This is a genomic window from Streptomyces bottropensis ATCC 25435, assembly GCF_000383595.1.
GTDB classification, from domain to species: domain Bacteria; phylum Actinomycetota; class Actinomycetes; order Streptomycetales; family Streptomycetaceae; genus Streptomyces; species Streptomyces bottropensis.
The window spans coordinates 7,401,187-7,418,008 of the sequence record NZ_KB911581.1 but is presented as its reverse complement, the minus strand read 5'-3'; the positions used below and the strand labels follow the sequence as shown (position 1 = coordinate 7,418,008).

Here is a 16,822-nt window from a genome sequence, read left to right as displayed (position 1 = left end):
GATGGTCACCCCCCGTCCGCTCACGAAGGTAACCCCCGCGATGTCTGTCGAGTCGGTCTTCCCACAGCTCGAGGCCCTGCTGCCGCATGTGCAGAAGCCGATCCAGTACGTGGGCGGTGAGCTCAACTCCACCGTCAAGCCCTGGGAGTCCAGCGACGTCCGCTGGGCGCTCATGTACCCGGACGCGTACGAGGTCGGTCTGCCCAACCAGGGCGTCATGATCCTCTACGAGGTACTGAACGAGCGCGAGGGCGTCCTGGCCGAGCGCACGTACAGCGTCTGGCCGGACCTGGAGGCGCTGATGCGGGAGCACGGCGTCCCGCAGTTCACCGTCGACAGCCACCGCCCGGTGAAGGCCTTCGACGTGTTCGGTCTGTCCTTCTCCACGGAGCTGGGCTACACCAACATGCTGACCGCGCTGGACCTGGCCGGGATCCCCCTGGAGTCCAGGAACCGCACGCTCGACGACCCGATCGTGCTGGCCGGCGGCCACGCGGCCTTCAACCCCGAGCCGGTCGCCGACTTCATCGACGCGGCGATCATCGGCGACGGCGAGCAGGCCGTGCTCGACATGACCGAGATCATCCGCGCCTGGAAGGCGGAGGGCCGGCCCGGTGGCCGCGAGGAGGTCCTCTTCCGCCTCGCGAAGACGGGATCGGTGTACATCCCGGCGTTCTACGACGTGGAGTACCTCCCCGACGGCCGCATCGGCCGCGTCGTACCGAACAAGTCCGGTGTCCCGTGGCGGGTGTCCAAGCACACCGTCATGGACCTGGACGAGTGGCCCTACCCCAAGCAGCCCCTGGTCCCGCTCGCCGAGACGGTCCACGAGCGCATGTCGGTGGAGATCTTCCGCGGCTGCACGCGTGGCTGCCGCTTCTGCCAGGCGGGCATGATCACCCGCCCGGTCCGTGAGCGTTCCATCACGGGCATCGGCGAGATGGTCGAGAAGGGCCTCAAGGCGACGGGCTTCGAGGAGGTCGGCCTCCTCTCCCTCTCCTCCGCCGACCACAGCGAGATCGGCGACATCGCCAAGGGCCTCGCGGACCGGTACGAGGAGGACAAGATCGGTCTGTCCCTCCCCTCGACCCGCGTGGACGCCTTCAACGTCGACCTGGCGAACGAACTGACCCGCAACGGCCGTCGCTCCGGCCTCACCTTCGCGCCCGAGGGCGGCTCCGAGCGCATGCGCAAGGTCATCAACAAGATGGTCTCGGAGGAGGACCTGATCCGGACCGTCTCCACCGCGTACGGCAACGGCTGGCGTCAGGTGAAGCTGTACTTCATGTGCGGCCTGCCGACGGAGACGGACGAGGACGTCCTCCAGATCGCCGACATGGCGATGAAGGTGATCGCCGAGGGCCGCAAGGTCTCCGGCCAGAACGACATCCGCTGCACCGTGTCGATCGGCGGATTCGTCCCCAAGCCCCACACGCCGTTCCAGTGGGCTCCGCAGCTCTCCGCGGAGGGGACGGACGCCCGTCTCGAAAAGCTCCGCGACAAGATCCGCGGCGACAAGAAGTACGGCCGCTCCATCGGCTTCCGCTACCACGACGGCAAGCCCGGCATCGTCGAGGGCCTGCTGTCCCGCGGCGACCGCCGCATCGGCGCCGTCATCCGTGCCGTCTACGAGGAAGGCGGCCGCTTCGACGGCTGGCGCGAGCACTTCTCCTACGACCGCTGGATGGCCTGCGCCGACAAGACCCTCCCGGCCTTCGGCGTCGACGTCGACTGGTACACCACCCGTGAGCGCACCTACGAGGAGGTCCTCCCCTGGGACCACCTGGACTCCGGCCTCGACAAGGACTGGCTCTGGGAGGACTGGCAGGACGCCCTCGACGAGACCGAGGTCGAGGACTGCCGCTGGACCCCGTGCTTCGACTGTGGGGTGTGTCCGCAGCTCGGCCTGGACATCCAGATCGGACCGACGGGGAAGAAGCTGCTGCCGCTGTCGGTCGTCGACAGGTAGCAGCGCCATCGCCATCGGCCCCGTCCGCCGAGGACGGGGCCGACGACGTCACCGAACCAGCCTGCCCTCGGGGGCCCTGGTTCTGGGGATTTTCGTGCGGCTGACCCGGCACGGCCGTCGGTAGTGCCGGCGCGTGAGCGAGCCGGGTCGTGAGGGGTGTCCGGAGGGTCGGGTCGGCCGATCTCCGGGCACCCCTGTGCGTGTGCTGCTTACCGGCCGGTCACGCGGGGGGTGACGCTGGAGCCGCCGTTGATGATGCTGTCCGCGGGCTGGAGGTCGACCCTGTACCAGGGGCGCGGGTTGCCCTGGGCGTCGTCGCAGTTCAGGGTGGCGTGCGGCGCGGTGTCGACCGGCACGCAGGTGGTCTCCCAGATCTGGCCCACGGTCGTGACGAGGTTGAACTTGACGAGACCCTTGTCGGCGTTCGTGTGGTCGCCCTTGTTCTGACCCTTGTCCTCGCCGTGGTCCTGCCCGGAGCCGTGGTCCTTGCCCGTGTTCGTGCCGCGTTCCTGGCCGGTGCCTTGGGAGTAGTCCGTGCCGGTGCTCTGGGTCTGACCCTGGCCCTGGCTCGTGTTCTGGGCGTGGCCCTGGCTCTGGTTCTGGCCCTGGCTCTGACCCTGGCCCTGGCCCTGACCCTGGCTCTGACCCTGGCTCTGGTACTGGCCCTGCCCCTGGCCCTGGCCCTGGCTCTGACCCTGGCCCTGGCTCGTGTTCTCGGCGTGGCCCTGGTACTGACCCTGGTTCTGGCTCTGACCCTGGCTCTGGCCCTGGTTCTGGCCCTGGTTCTGGCCCTGGCTCTGGTACTGGCCCTGCCCCTGGTCCTGGCCCTGGTACTGGCCCGTGTTCTGGGCCTGGGCCTGGTCCTGGCTCTGGCCCGTGCTCTGGCTGTGCCCGGTGCTCTGGCTGTGTCCCGTGCTCTGACCGTGGTCCTGCCCGGTACCCGCGCCGTGGTCCTTGCCCGTCTCGTTCTGCCCGTGGCCCGTGTAGGAGCGGGTGTTGACGGAGACGCCGCAGGCGTAGCCGACCGCGCGGCCCTGTGAATCCAGGCCGCCCGAGGGGAAGTTGGGGTGGGTGCTGAGGTCGGTCCACAGGAAGGGGTGGGCGGCCGCGCCCGTCAGGTCGCGGATGCCCGCGAAGACCCGTCCCTCGGTCAGTACGACCCGGAATTCGAGCTTCTTCGAGTCCTGCACCGCGTCGATGTCGGAGCAGGACCCGGCGGGTCCCGTGGCGCCGGTCGAGCCGGTCGCGCCCGTGGCTCCGGTGACACCGTTCACTCCCGCGGGCCCGGTGGGCCCGGTCGGTCCGGCGATGCCGTCCGCGCCCGTCGGGCCGGTCGGACCAGCGATGCCGTCCGCGCCCGTCGGGCCGGTCGGACCAGCGATGCCGTCCGCGCCGGTGGGGCCGGTCGGACCCGTGGCTCCGGCCTCGCCGGTGTCGCCCTGGGGGCCGGTCTCCCCTTGGGGGCCGATGTCGCCCTGGGGGCCGGTCTCGCCTGTGGCGCCCGTCGCGCCGGTCGCTCCTGGGGGACCGGTCGGGCCGGTGGGACCGCCGGGACCTTCCTCGCAGTGGCCGCCGTTGCCACCGATGGTCGCGGTGCGGTCGCGGTCCCCCTCGTCGTACCAGTTGGACGACGAGTCGTCATGGCCGGCCTGCTGCCCGCCCTGCTCGTCGTGGTGCTGGCCGTGATCCTCGGAGGGAGGGCACCCCTCCTCGTCGGCCCTCGTCAGGGTGGAGTGGTCGGACATGCCGCGTGTGGTCGCGACGGCGGGGGCGGCCAGACCGGCTGTCACCACCAGCGCGAGCGAGGCAAAGGTGCTGACCTTGGTGATCCTGTCGCGAGCCAGCGGGCCTATCAGCGAGATCGTCCTGCGCTCAGGACTCATCTATGTGCTCCTTGTTTCAACCGGTTCGGGGCTTTTCCCCTCACTCGATCGTGAGCCTCACCCCTGTCCACCGAGCCGACCAGCGCCCTGGACCGGACGGGGACGTAGATCATCAAGTCGGCGTAACCAGGTGCCCCGGGCGGGCTAATTCGACGCCGTCGGCAGGCATTTGTGAGATATGAGGAGGTATGTCACGCAGCCGCTCGGGCAGCGTTCCAACGTCCCCGGGACCGGTGAGGCCGTGAAGCCGCAGACCATCTGCCTCTGCATGATCGTCAAGAACGAGGCCCGGGTGATCGAGCGCTGCCTCGCCTCCGTGCGCCCCCTGATCGACACCTGGGTCATCTCCGACACCGGCTCGACGGACGGTACGCAGGACCTGATCCGCGAGGCGCTGGACGGCATCCCGGGCGAGCTCCACCAGGACCCGTGGGTCGACTTCGGGCACAACCGGACGCGGAACATCCAACACGCCCGGGGCAGGGCCGACTTCCTGCTCACCATCGACGCCGACCACGTACTGCGCCAGGACGCGCCACTGCCCCGGCTGACGGCCACCTCGTACATGCTGCGCTACGACACCCCGGGCACCCAGCACCGCTTCAAGCACCTGATGCGGGGGGACCGGCTGTGGCGCTACGAGGGCGTCACCCACGAGTACCCGTGCACCGACGGGCCCGACGTCCAGGAGAACCTGGACGCGATCGTCATCGAGGACCACGCCGACGGCGGCTGCCGCGGCGACAAGTTCGAGCGCGACGCACGTCTGCTCAGGCGCGAACTCGACCGCGACCCCACCAACCCCCGCACCGTCTTCTACCTCGCCAACACCGAACGCGACCTGGGCCACGCGCGCGAGGCGATCGCCCTGTACGAGCGGCGCGCGGAGATGGGCGGCTGGGGCGAGGAGGTGTACTGCTCGCTGCTCGAAGCGGGCATTCTCCGAGCGGAGAAGGAGGAGGACTGGCCGGGAGCCATGGACGCGCTCTCGCGGGCCTGGGAGGCACGCCCCGAGCGGCTGGAGGCCTGTTACGAGTTGGCCTCCCGGCTGCGGCTGCGCCGTCGCTACCACACGGCGTACGCCCTCCTCGTCGACGTCGTCGACCGGCCCGCCCCGGACGACCTCCTCTTCACCAGGCCCTGGGTCTACCGCTGGGGCCTGCTGTTCGAGTTCTCCATCGATGCCCACTGGGTGGGTGACCACGCCGGGGCCCTGCGGGCGTGCGACCGTCTGCTGGCCATGCGGGACCTGCCCGAGAGCGTCCGCCGCCAGGTGGAGATCAACCGGGACTTCTCCGCCCCCCACGCCTCCCGGGCACAGCTGTCCACCGTGGTGCGCCGCCCCGAGGCCGGCAGGTCGGCCGGGTCCGCCGAGTCCGCCAAGTCCCATAAGGCCGCGAAGGCTTCCGGGCGCAGGCGGTAGCGGCCGTCGTCCGGCCGCCCGGGGCGGGCGCGGGGGCGCGTGCGAAAGGCGTGGAACGCGCAGCCGTGTGGTCGCATCCGTACGGGCCGCTGAGACGTCTACGTCGTCATGGACCTGGAGAAGAGGCCCCCTGCCCGGCCGTCGGTCGAGCCGCCCGCCGAACTGTCGGCGGCGCGCCCGCCCGAGCGACAGCAGACGCCCGAGCGGCAGCAGACGCCCGAGCGGCAGCAGACGCCCGAGCGGCAGCAGACGCCCGAGCGGCAGCAGGCGCCCGAGGGACAGCAGGCGCCCGAGGGATGCCTGACGGCCGCGATCCGGATTCCCGTGCGGATCGTCGTGCTCGTCCTCGTCGTGCCGGTGCGGATGGTGTGGGACGTGCTCGTGGTGGTCGGCCGGTTCCTGAGAGACGCCGTGGGGCGGCCGTTGGGGCGCGCGTCGCTGTGGGTCGCCAGGGCCGTCCTCGTCCGGCCGTGGGTGGCGCTGTGGCGCTACGCCGTCGTGCCGGTCGCCCAGGGGCTCGGGTGGCTCGGACACCGGCTGCTGGTCGTGCCGGCACTGTGGGTGTACCGGTACGCGCTGACGCCCGTGGGGCACGCGGTCGCCTGGGCGTTCGCCGGGATGTGGGGCGCGGCCGTCCTGCTGGCCGGTGGGCTCCGGGCGGGGCTCGGGTGGCTGTACCGGTGGACGCTGGCGCCGTTCGGGCGGGGCATCGCCTGGCTGGCGAGGGGCGTCGGGGCCGGGACCGCCGCCCTCGCGGTCGCGCTGTTCACGGCCCTGGCCCGGCTGGCGCGGTACCTCCTCGTCGTACCGGCGGTGTGGGTGTACCGGTACGCGCTGACGCCCGTGGGACACGCGACGGCGTGGGCGGCCCGGGGTGCCGGGTGGCTCATGCGGACGGTCTTCGCCGGGATCTGGCTCGGGTTCTCCTGGACGGCACGCGTGCTGCTCGTGCTGCCCGCGCTCGCCGTGTGGCGGTGGGTGCTGGTACCGGTCGGGCGGATGCTCGCCGTCGTGGGCCGGGAGCTGCGGGACGCCCTCGGACACGCCTGGCGCGTGGCCGGGCGCCTCTCGCGCGCCGTGGGACGGTTCCTGGCCGGCCTCGTCCGGTGGCTCCTCGTCGAGCCGGCGCGGTGGCTGTACCGGACCGTGCTCACACCGGCCGGCCATGTCGTGCGGGACGCCGTGTGGAAGCCCGCCACGGCGGCCGCTCGCGCTGTGGGCAGCGCCTCGCGGCAGGCCTGGGCCACCGCCCGCGACTCCGCCCGCCAGGCCCGCGCCGCCGTGCGCTCGGCACTCCTCGGACGGCCGGCCGAGCCGAGGCCCGTCCCCGGGCGTGCCCCGGCGGCCGCCGGGGCACGTACTCTTGGTAGAAGTACGACCGCTCTCACGAAGGACTGAACGACACTGGGCAAGCGACAGCCCGAAGGCCCGCCGCCCGCACCCGCGGTGCAGCGCATTCGACTGCGTTACACCAAGCGCGGCCGCCTCCGGTTCACCAGCCACCGTGACTTCCAGCGCGCCTTCGAGCGTGCGCTGCGCCGTGCCGAGGTGCCCATGGCGTACTCGGCGGGGTTCACGCCGCATCCGAAGGTGTCGTACGCCAATGCCGCACCCACCGGCACGGGCAGTGAGGCGGAGTACCTGGAGATCGCGCTCACCGACGCGCGCGACCCGGAAAAGCTCAGGATCCTGCTCGACGAGTCGCTGCCCACCGGGCTCGACATCGTGGACGCGGTCGAGGCCCGGACCTCCGGGCTCGCCGACCGGCTCACGGCCTCCGTGTGGGAACTGCGCCTCGACGGCGTGGACCCGGCGGACGCCGCGCGCGCGGCCGAGGCCTTCATGGCGGCGGACCTCGTCGAGGTCCAGCGCAGGACCAAGAACGGCCTGCGGACCTTCGACGCCAGGGCCGCCGTCGTCGACCTCACCGGTCGTGACGGACGGGACGGAAGCGACGGAGCCGACGGTTCCGGGACGCCCGGTCCACAGCCCGCCGCGAGCGTCGGCTCCACTGGAGCGGCTGGCGCCGCGCCCCTTGCTGGGCCGACGGACCAGCCCTGTGCGATACTGCGGCTGGTTGTTCGGCACGTGACGCCTGCCGTACGACCCGACGACGTCCTGTCCGGTCTCCGCGCCGTGGCCGACCTGGCGCCGCCGGTCCCCGCTGCGGTGACCAGGCTGGCGCAGGGGCTTTTCGATGAAGAGACCGGCACGGTGACCGACCCGCTCGCGCCCGACCGCGAGGCAGCGCCGGCCCTCTCAATGGCCGAACCCACTGCCGCCGCGAAGGCGTCGGCGCCGGTGGGCCCCGCGTAGGGACGGACGTCGTAGCGTCGCCCTTTGATCCGGGAGCCACCTGGGTCGGGCAGCGCACCGACCACAAGACTTTCGCCAGGCCGTACGCAACATGGCGTACGGAACCGGCGAGACAGGACACAGAGAGCTCCCGTGCGGCGCCCGCGCCCCGGACGGCGGCAGTCGCGCACGACGCGAGCCGCGGACGTCACCGGCCCTGCCGGACCGGGTGCGGCGCCCGGGAGCCTGACGGGAGAAACGCCCGCATGCCCGAATCGATCGAATCCACAGAGCCCGCGCAGGGCTCCGACCAGAACACGCCGAGCGACACGCTGCCGCCGCGTCGGCGCCGCCGCGCCGCGTCCCGCCCTGCGGGACCGCCGTCCGCCGGTGCCGAGGCGGCCGCGGAGAGCACGGTGCCGGCCATACCGGCCGCCGAGTCCGAGGATCTCGCGACCGCCGACGCGATCGCCGAGCCGGACGAGGAAGCCGCCGAGACCGCGGCCGCCGAGGCGCCCGCCGTCGAGGAGGCGGCGCCCCCCGCTCGTACGCGCCGTCGTGCGACCCGCCGCGCCTCCGCGCCCGCCGGTGCGCCCAAGGACGCCGAAACCGTCGAGGTCGTCGAGACCGTGGCGCCGGCTGCCGCCACCGCCGTGGCCGAGAGTGCCGAGACCACCGAGGTCGCCGCTGAGGCGCCCGCCGCCGTCGAGGAGGCCGTGCCGGCCGCTCGTACGCGTCGTCGTGCGACCCGTCGGGCCACTGCCCCGACCGCTGCGCCGCAGGTCGCCGAGGAGAGCGCCGCCGCGCCCGAGGCCGCTGCCCCGGTCGAGGTTCCGGCCGTCGAGGCGCCCGCCGCTGTCGAGGAGGCCGTGCCGGCCGCTCGTACGCGTCGTCGTGCGACTCGCCGGGCCACTGCCCCGACCGCTGCGCCGCAGGTCGCCGAGGAGAGCGCCGCCGCGCCCGAGGCCGCTGCCCCGGTCGAGGTTCCGGCCGTCGAGGCGCCCGCCGCTGTCGAGGAGGCCGTGCCGGCCGCTCGTTCGCGTCGTCGTGCGACTCGCCGGGTGACCACGCCCGCCGGGGCGCCCGAGGGAGAGTCCGCCGAGGCGGCCGAGTCCGTCGCTGCCCCGAGCGCCGCGCCGCAGGAGGCGCCCGCCGCCGAGGCCGCGCCGGCCCAGGCCGTCCAGGAGGCCCCGGCCGCCGAGGCGGAGGACGGTGGGCCGCGTCGGGCCCGTCGCCGGTCGGCGCGCAAGGCCGCCGGTGGATTCTCGGCGCCGCCGCCGCCCGCCGCGGAGGACGCGCCGTCCCGCCCGTCCCGGCCCGCCGTGGCCGTGTTCCAGGCGCCGGTGTTCCAGGCGCCGATGTTCCAGACGCCCGAGCGGGCCGCCGCACAGGCCGCCGCCGAGGCGGAGGTCGAGCCCGTGGAGGTCGAGGAGACCGTCGAGACCGCCGACCTCGGCGGGTTCGCCGAGGAGGAGAACACCGGCGGCCCGCGCCGCCGTCGTCGCCGTCGGAGCGAGCCCGCCGAGGCGGAGCAGCCCGCCGCCGTGGTGACCGAGGAGGAGCCGGAGGAGGCCGAGGAGGAGCCCGAAGAGGGCGCCGAGGACGCCGCCGACGGTGACGAGTACGGCGAGGAGGAGTCCACCGGATCGCGTCGCCGTCGCCGCCGGGGCGGACGCCGTCGCCGTCGGGGCGACGCGGCCGACGCCGACGACGCCGAGGGTGACGAACTCGCCGCCGAGCAGGCCGCGCAGGACACCGAGGACACCGCCGAGCAGGTGGACGAGGACGCAGAGGACGAGGCCGACGAGCGCGAGGAGTCCGGCTCCGGCTCCAGCAGCAGCCGTCGGCGCCGTCGCCGTCGTCGTCGCGCCGGTGACTCGGGCACCGAGGCCGAGGCCACGCCCGACGACCCGGAGCGTACGGTCGTCAAGGTCCGTGAGCCGCGCGAACGGCGCGCCAAGGAGACCGAGTTCTCCGACGAGGTGCAGTCCATCAAGGGCTCGACCCGTCTGGAGGCCAAGAAGCAGCGCCGCCGCGAAGGCCGGGAGCAGGGGCGTCGACGCGTCCCGATCATCACCGAGGCCGAGTTCCTCGCGCGCCGTGAGGCCGTCGAGCGCGTCATGGTCGTCCGCCAGAGCGGCGAGCGCACCCAGATCGGCGTCCTGGAAGACAACGTGCTCGTCGAGCACTACGTCAACAAGGAGCAGTCGACCTCGTACGTCGGCAACGTCTACCTCGGCAAGGTGCAGAACGTGCTGCCGTCGATGGAGGCCGCCTTCATCGACATCGGCAAGGGCCGCAACGCCGTCCTGTACGCCGGTGAGGTCAACTTCGAGGCACTGGGCATGGCCAACGGGCCGCGCCGCATCGAGTCCGCCCTGAAGTCCGGTCAGTCCGTGCTCGTGCAGGTCACCAAGGACCCGATCGGCCACAAGGGCGCGCGCCTGACCAGCCAGGTCTCCCTGCCCGGCCGCTACCTGGTCTACGTCCCCGAGGGGTCGATGACCGGTATCAGCCGCAAGCTGCCCGACACCGAGCGGGCCCGGCTGAAGACCATCCTCAAGAAGATCGTCCCCGAGGACGCGGGCGTCATCGTGCGCACCGCCGCCGAGGGCGCGAGCGAGGACGAACTGCGCCGTGACGTCGAGCGGCTGCAGGCGCAGTGGGAGGACATCCAGAAGAAGGCGAAGAACGGCAACGCGCCGACGCTGCTGTACGGCGAGCCGGACATGACCGTCCGCGTCGTCCGCGACATCTTCAACGAGGACTTCTCCAAGGTCATCGTCAGCGGCGAGGAGGCGTGGGAGACCATCCACGGCTACGTCTCGCACGTCGCGCCCGACCTGGCGGAGCGTCTGCAGAAGTGGACCTCCGAGGTCGACGTCTTCGCGACGTACCGCATCGACGAACAGCTGATGAAGGCGCTGGACCGCAAGGTCTGGCTGCCCAGCGGTGGGTCGCTGGTGATCGACAAGACCGAGGCCATGATCGTGGTCGACGTCAACACCGGCAAGTTCACCGGCCAGGGCGGCAACCTGGAGGAGACGGTCACCAGGAACAACCTGGAGGCGGCCGAGGAGATCGTGCGTCAGCTGCGGCTGCGCGACCTCGGCGGCATCGTCGTCATCGACTTCATCGACATGGTCCTGGAGTCCAACCGGGACCTGGTGCTGCGGCGCCTGCTGGAGTGCCTGGGACGCGACCGCACGAAGCACCAGGTGGCCGAGGTCACCTCGCTGGGTCTGGTCCAGATGACCCGCAAGCGGGTCGGACAGGGCCTGCTGGAGTCCTTCTCCGAGACCTGTGTCCACTGCAACGGGCGCGGCGTGATCGTGCACATGGACCAGCCGACGGCCGTCGGCGGTGGCGGCAAGCGCCGCAAGCGCGGGCGCGGCGGTGCCGAGCACGACCACGACCATGACCACGTGTCCGCTCACGAGGCCGTCGAGCCGGTGGAGCAGGCCGAGCTGGTCGAGGCCGAGGTGGCCGCCGAGGTCGCCGAGCCCGTGGCGCTCCCCGCTCCCGAGTTCGAGCCCGACGAGGAGCTGTACAGCAGCGTCGCCGAGGCCGAGGCGGCGGTCGGGCGTGGCCGTTCGCGGCGCCGCGCGACCCGGCGGGCGTCCGCGCCCACCGGCGCGCCGAAGTCCCGCGAGGCCGTGGCCACCACCGTCTCCGAGGACCGTGCCCCGAAGCCGCGGGAGGCCGCCGAGGCGGAGCCCGTGGCCGTGGAGGACCCGGTCGTGGAGACGCCGGCCGCCGTGAGCACCGAGGACGCCGCGCCCAGGGGCCGTACGCGTCGCCGGGCCACCCGGAAGGCCACCGCCCCGGCGGGCGCCCCGGCCGGAGCGGCTGTGGAGGAGACCGTCGTGACGGTGTCCGAGCCGGTCGCTGCCGAGGCGACGGTGACGGTGTCCGAGCCGGTCGTGGCCGAGGAGGCCGCACGGCCCGAGGAGCCTGCCGCCGCCGAGAGCGCGGCTCCGGCCCGCCCGCGTCGGCGTGCCGTGCGCAAGGCGACGGCGCCCACGGCGTCGGCGGAGGCGGCCGTGGTCGTGGTTCCGTCGGTGTCCGCCGAGGACGCGGTCGTGACCCCGGCCGAGGCGCCCGTCGAGGAGGCCGCCGAGGCCGCGGAGGAGACCGGGGCCGAGCCGCCCGCCAAGAAGACGGCGGCGCGGAAGACGGCCAAGAAGGCGACGGCGAAGAAGGCCGCCACGAAGAAGACGGCGGCGGCCAAGAAGACGGTCGCGAAGAAGGCCACGGCCAAGAAGGCGGCCACGGCGAAGAAGACGGCCACGAAGAAGACCACGGTGGCCGCCGAGCAGTCCTCGTCCACGGTCACCGCTTCGACCGACGAGAGCTGAGCCCCGGGCGGAGAAGCCGTCCGCTCCGACCGGTGCCCCTGCCGGGTGGGAACACCACCCGGCAGGGGCACCGGCGTGTGCAGGCACCGGCGGGACCGGGGAGAGCAACCTCACACAGGGCGCGCGGATCTGGGGTCGGGGCAGGGCGGGGAGGGGCTCGTACGGCACGGAGTCCGCGCGCCGCGCGAGGACTCCGGCCCGGCCGGGAAACGGCCGTCGACGGGCGGTGAGATGTCGGTCACATGGCGGGCGAAGGGCTCGGTTTGACCCCTTCGGGCGTGGCCCCGTAACCTTGACCGTCGGCGTGTCCGTAGGTAGAGACGCGTCACATCCCCGTAAACCTCATTCCTTCCGCGCGCCGGGCGCCGTGGGAGAGGCCGTTCGCATGTCGGGCGGCTGGACTGCGGGGGTGCCGTTCCCGAGCGAGAGAGTGAGATCCGCGTGTACGCCATCGTGCGCAGCGGTGGTCGCCAGCACAAGGTTGCTGTCGGCGACATCGTTGAGGTTGACAAGATTTCCACCGCCAGTGTGGGCGACACGGTCGAGCTCTCGACCCTGCTCGTCGTCGACGGCGACGCTGTGACCAGCGACCCGTGGGTGCTGGCCGGCATCAAGGTCCAGGCCGAGGTCGTGGACCACCACAAGGGCCAGAAGATCGACATTCTGCGCTACAAGAACAAGACCGGCTACCGCCGTCGTCAGGGCCACCGCCAGCAGTACACGGCGATCAAGGTCACTGAGATCCCCGCGGCTGCGAAGTAAGGGACTGAGGAGACATGGCACACAAGAAGGGCGCATCGTCCACCCGGAACGGTCGCGACTCCAACGCTCAGCGGCTCGGCGTGAAGCGCTTCGGCGGTCAGGTCGTCAACGCCGGTGAGATCCTGGTCCGCCAGCGCGGCACGCACTTCCACCCGGGTTCGGGCGTCGGCCGCGGCAAGGACGACACGCTGTTCGCGCTGAACGCCGGTGCGGTCGAGTTCGGCACCAGCCGTGGTCGCAAGGTCGTCAACATCGTTCCGGCCGCCTGAGTCTTCTGACTCGCCCGGTCTTTCGACCAAGGCTTCCGTAGAGCGATTCGTCGAGGCGGACCTCACTTCTCGTACGGGATTCCGTACGGGAAGCGGGTCCGCCTTTGACGTGTTACAGCTAAGACATTTCCGAACACCACGCACAGCGCGTATCTGGAGGCACCCACCATGACCACCTTCGTGGACCGCGTCGAGCTGCATGTCGCCGCGGGTAACGGAGGCCACGGCTGTGCCTCCGTCCACCGGGAGAAGTTCAAGCCGCTCGGCGGCCCCGACGGCGGCAACGGCGGCCGGGGCGGCGACGTCATCCTGACCGTCGACCAGTCCGTGACGACTCTCCTCGACTACCACCACTCCCCGCACCGCAAGGCCACCGCCGGCAAGCCCGGCGAGGGCGGCAACCGGTCGGGCAAGGACGGGCAGGACCTGGTCCTTCCCGTGCCGGACGGCACGGTCGTCCTCGACCGGCAGGGCAACGTCCTCGCCGACCTCGTCGGCCACGGCACCTCCTTCGTCGCCGCGCAGGGCGGCCGGGGCGGCCTCGGCAACGCGGCCCTCGCCTCCGCCCGCCGCAAGGCTCCCGGCTTCGCGCTGCTCGGCGTGCCCGGCGACATGGGCGACATCGTCCTGGAGCTGAAGACCGTCGCCGACGTGGCGCTGGTCGGCTACCCGAGCGCGGGCAAGTCCTCGCTGATCTCGGTGCTGAGCGCCGCCAAGCCGAAGATCGCGGACTACCCCTTCACGACACTCGTCCCCAACCTGGGCGTGGTGACGGCCGGCGAAACGGTCTACACGATCGCCGACGTCCCCGGGCTCATCCCCGGCGCCAGCCAGGGCAAGGGTCTGGGCCTGGAGTTCCTGCGCCACGTCGAGCGCTGCAGCGTCCTCGTCCACGTCCTCGACACGGCCACGCTGGAGTCGGACCGCGACCCCGTCTCCGACCTCGACATCATCGAGGAGGAGCTGACGCAGTACGGCGGGCTCGACAAGCGGCCCCGGATCGTCGTCCTCAACAAGATCGACGTGCCCGACGGCAAGGACCTCGCCGAGATGGTGCGCCCGGACCTGGAGGCCCGTGGCTACCGGGTCTTCGAGGTGTCCGCCGTCGCCCACACGGGGCTGCGGGAGCTGTCGTTCGCGCTCGCCGACCTCGTGGGCCGGGCGCGTGCCGCCAAGCCGAAGGAGGAGGCGACGCGGATCGTCATCCGGCCCAAGGCCGTCGACGACGCCGGCTTCACGGTCGTGCGGGAGGAGGACGGACTGTTCCGCGTCCGGGGCGAGAAGCCGGAGCGCTGGGTCCGTCAGACCGACTTCAGCAACGACGAGGCGGTGGGCTACCTCGCCGACCGTCTGAACCGGCTCGGTGTCGAGGACGAGCTGATGAAGGCGGGCGCCCGCTCCGGCGACGGCGTCGCCATCGGCCCCGAGGACAACGCCGTCGTCTTCGACTGGGAGCCGACCGTCATGGCCGGCGCGGAGATGCTCGGCCGCCGTGGCGAGGACCACCGCTTCGAGGAGCCCCGCCCGGCCGTCCAGCGCCGCCGCGACCGCCAGGCGGAGCGGGACGAGCTGCAGAAGGAGTACGACGACTTCGAGCCGTTCTAGGCCTGCCGCCGGGCAGACCCCGCGCACCGCGTACGCCGAAGGGCCCCGGATATCTCCGGGGCCCTTCGGCGTACGCGGTGCGCGCCCGTGTCCCTAGGCGAGTGCCTCGCTCGGCTCGCCCTCGGTGAGTTCGTCGCCGGCCTCACGGGGCGACGGCAGGTCGTTGACGAGACGGGCCTCCATCCGCACGCGGCGGTCGTCGGCCTTGGCGCAGAGCGCCTTCACCGCGGAGTCGAAACGGACCAGCGACGGCGGGTCGGAGGGACCCAGCAGCTGCTCCTTGAGGTCGGCGCGGGCCTTGGCGAAACCGTCCTTCTCGGGGTTGCGGACCGCGTCGAGCAGGGCCGCGACGCCCTCCGCCCCGGGCGTCAGGACGACACCCGCGGAGACCGTCGGGAAGGCCGCGCGGAAGGCCGCCTCCGGCAGTCCGGAGGTATTGGCGACCGCGTACGGCTTCTCACTGGACAGCCAGTCGGAGACCACCGAGGAGACATCGCTGATCAGCAGGTCCGACACGTTGAAGCAGGCGAAGATCGCGGGCCGCGCCTCGGTGACGATGCCGTGCTCCCACTCCGGGAAGGACGCCCAGTACGCCTTCTCCCACGCGAGCGCCGCCTCGGAGATCGCCACCTCGCGGTCCCCGCTGGGGGTGCCCTGCAACAGCATCCGCTCCATCTCGTCCGCGCTGGCACGGAACGACGTGGAGGTCAGCTTGTCCAGCTCGGCCGTACGACGGGCGAGTTCGGCAGCCGCCTCCGCCCCCGGCCGCGCGCCCGAGCGCTTGGCGTTGGCCTCGCGGATCATCGCCTTGATGCGCTCGTTGGCCACACCCGCGCGCGGGTCGACCGAGCCCGTCATCGGGTGCGGCTTGTAGAGGAGCCGGACCTTGTCGTCGGCGAGGAGGCCCCGGACGATGTTCTCGCCGGCCAGCACCACGGAGGTGTTGCCCGGGTTGCCGTCCCAGCCCTCCCAGGTGGGGGCGTAGAGCACGGTCGTGTACGTGCCGGTCGGCGGGCCGGCGTACGGGCGGATCGGCGACAGCTGGGGCCGGCCGACCTCGACGATGTCCTTGTCCTCGACGCCGACCTCGGCCAGCGCGTACCGCTCGCGCGCCGCGGGACCGGCCACCCACACCTCGTCGTACGCCTTCGCGTACGGGTTGCAGGAGGACAGCTTGTCGCTCTCGCCGTGGTTGATGAACGCGTGCTTGACGGTGGGGATGCGCAGCACCTGGGAGGTCTTCGCGGCGTTGGCCGGGTGCAGCATCATCTTCAGCGTCGAGGTCTCCAGCGAGAACATCGTGGCGACCTTCGGGAAGCAGATGATCGGCACGTCCGTCGCGTCGATCTTCTGGACCATGAAGCGCTCACGCAGCACGATCAGCGGCTTCTCCAGCTTGGAGAGCGTGGAGAGCCACATGTTCGCCTGGTACGCCGACGACGTACCGCCGGAGAAGTACATCGCGGTGGTCGGCCGGTAGTCGGCGAGCCACGCGTCCAGCCACTCCATGACCTGCTGCTCGCTCTTCGCGCGCTTCTTCGGCAGCAGCCAGGTCGCCAGGTACGCGGTGCCCGCGACGAGGAGGGTGAGACCGGCGCCGAGGCCGGCACCGCCCCAGGTGGCGTCCTGCGTGGCAGCGGTGAGCACCAGGCCGGCCGTGATCGGCAGCGAGAAGGTCAGCAGCCGGTGGGCCTGGCGGCGGGCCAGTATGCGCGGCGGGGAGAGCGTCAGGCGCAGCGCGGAGGCGTCGATGTTGCGGGTCACGATCGGCAGGGTCCGGGTGCGGCGCACGAGCACCGAGACGGCCTGGCAGGTGAAGTGGACCGCGTAGAAGAGGACGAGGCCGACCAGGAGCGGGGCCTGCTCGCGCAACGGGTCGATCCCGTCGATGCGCAGCAGTCCCACGAGGATCAGCATGTCGCGCATCAGCTGGCGCACCAGCGCGTCGAAGCGGACCTTGCCCAGCAGTGCGAGCAGTCCGGGATCCCGGTACTGCAGGAACGTGTCCAGAAGGAGGCCCGCCGCGCTCGCGGCGACGAACACGGGAATGTTCGGCAGCAGCGCGGAAACGATCTGGGCCGTGAAGAGCGCGAACATCGCGAGCAGTGCGCAGAGCTGCGCGATGCGGCGGCGTGGGAGGCCTGCGGAGGGCACGGGCTGGGCTCCTGCGGAGGGTGTGACGGACGGAGGAGGGGAGGGTGACGCGGAAGGTGGCCTGCGGGAGGCCGATCCCTGACCGTATGACCTAGAGCGGCCGG

10 protein-coding genes are annotated in these 16,822 nt (G+C 72.1%); 8 read left to right on the top strand and 2 right to left on the bottom strand.

Features of this window, described 5'->3' with window-relative positions; genetic code table 11:
- Positions 1-40 precede the first annotated feature (40 nt).
- Positions 41-1,969, top strand: coding sequence for a TIGR03960 family B12-binding radical SAM protein (locus STRBO_RS0132855; RefSeq protein ID WP_005479344.1), 1,929 nt, complete (start codon positions 41-43; stop codon positions 1,967-1,969).
- Between the two features lie 209 nt (positions 1,970-2,178).
- On the opposite strand, the gene STRBO_RS43200 is transcribed toward STRBO_RS0132855, so the two are convergent.
- Positions 2,179-3,852, bottom strand: coding sequence for a collagen-like domain-containing protein (locus STRBO_RS43200; RefSeq protein ID WP_028796972.1), 1,674 nt, complete (start codon positions 3,850-3,852; stop codon positions 2,179-2,181).
- Between the two features lie 268 nt (positions 3,853-4,120).
- Between STRBO_RS43200 and STRBO_RS0132845 the strand changes: the two genes are divergently transcribed.
- The 7 genes from STRBO_RS0132845 to obgE all read left to right on the top strand — a co-directional run bounded on the left by STRBO_RS0132845 (position 4,121) and on the right by obgE (position 14,564).
- On the top strand, positions 4,121-5,275 hold the full coding sequence (locus STRBO_RS0132845) for a glycosyltransferase (protein WP_245170636.1): 1,155 nt from the start codon (positions 4,121-4,123) through the stop codon (positions 5,273-5,275).
- 108 nt (positions 5,276-5,383) lie between these two features.
- Positions 5,384-6,673, top strand: a complete 1,290-nt coding sequence (locus STRBO_RS0132840) for a hypothetical protein (protein ID WP_020115440.1) — start codon at positions 5,384-5,386, stop codon at positions 6,671-6,673.
- 48 nt (positions 6,674-6,721) lie between these two features.
- Positions 6,722-7,591 carry a TIGR03936 family radical SAM-associated protein gene (locus STRBO_RS0132835; protein WP_005479335.1) on the top strand — a complete coding sequence of 290 codons (870 nt, stop codon included), beginning with the start codon at positions 6,722-6,724 and terminating at the stop codon, positions 7,589-7,591.
- Between the two features lie 245 nt (positions 7,592-7,836).
- Entirely contained in the window at positions 7,837-11,928 is a 4,092-nt protein-coding gene (locus STRBO_RS0132830) for an Rne/Rng family ribonuclease (protein ID WP_020115439.1), read from the top strand.
- 441 nt (positions 11,929-12,369) lie between these two features.
- Positions 12,370-12,690: a 50S ribosomal protein L21 gene (rplU, locus tag STRBO_RS0132825; protein WP_005479329.1), complete on the top strand. Its 321-nt coding sequence runs from the start codon at positions 12,370-12,372 to the stop codon at positions 12,688-12,690.
- A gap of 14 nt (positions 12,691-12,704) precedes the next feature.
- Positions 12,705-12,959, top strand: a complete 255-nt coding sequence (rpmA, locus tag STRBO_RS0132820) for a 50S ribosomal protein L27 (RefSeq protein WP_020115438.1) — start codon at positions 12,705-12,707, stop codon at positions 12,957-12,959.
- A gap of 168 nt (positions 12,960-13,127) precedes the next feature.
- Complete coding sequence (obgE, locus tag STRBO_RS0132815) at positions 13,128-14,564, top strand: GTPase ObgE (protein WP_005479325.1); 1,437 nt, start codon at positions 13,128-13,130, stop codon at positions 14,562-14,564.
- Positions 14,565-14,657: 93 nt separating this feature from the next.
- Here the strand turns inward: obgE and STRBO_RS0132810 are convergent, their stop codons facing one another.
- Positions 14,658-16,718 (bottom strand): hypothetical protein, encoded by a 2,061-nt coding sequence (locus STRBO_RS0132810; protein ID WP_005479323.1) that lies wholly within the window; start codon positions 16,716-16,718, stop codon positions 14,658-14,660.
- Between the last annotated feature and the right edge of the window lie 104 nt (positions 16,719-16,822).

Excerpts from the sequence above, each read along its gene's own strand:
- STRBO_RS0132855 (WP_005479344.1), top strand. The coding sequence starts at position 41 with ATGTCTGTCGAGTCGGTCTTCCCACAGCTCGAGGCCCTGCTGCCGCAT.
- STRBO_RS43200 (WP_028796972.1), bottom strand. The coding sequence starts at position 3,852 with ATGAGTCCTGAGCGCAGGACGATCTCGCTGATAGGCCCGCTGGCTCGC.
- STRBO_RS0132845 (WP_245170636.1), top strand. The coding sequence starts at position 4,121 with ATGATCGTCAAGAACGAGGCCCGGGTGATCGAGCGCTGCCTCGCCTCC.
- STRBO_RS0132840 (WP_020115440.1), top strand. The coding sequence starts at position 5,384 with ATGGACCTGGAGAAGAGGCCCCCTGCCCGGCCGTCGGTCGAGCCGCCC.
- STRBO_RS0132830 (WP_020115439.1), top strand. The coding sequence starts at position 7,837 with ATGCCCGAATCGATCGAATCCACAGAGCCCGCGCAGGGCTCCGACCAG.
- rpmA (WP_020115438.1), top strand. The coding sequence starts at position 12,705 with ATGGCACACAAGAAGGGCGCATCGTCCACCCGGAACGGTCGCGACTCC.
- obgE (WP_005479325.1), top strand. The coding sequence starts at position 13,128 with ATGACCACCTTCGTGGACCGCGTCGAGCTGCATGTCGCCGCGGGTAAC.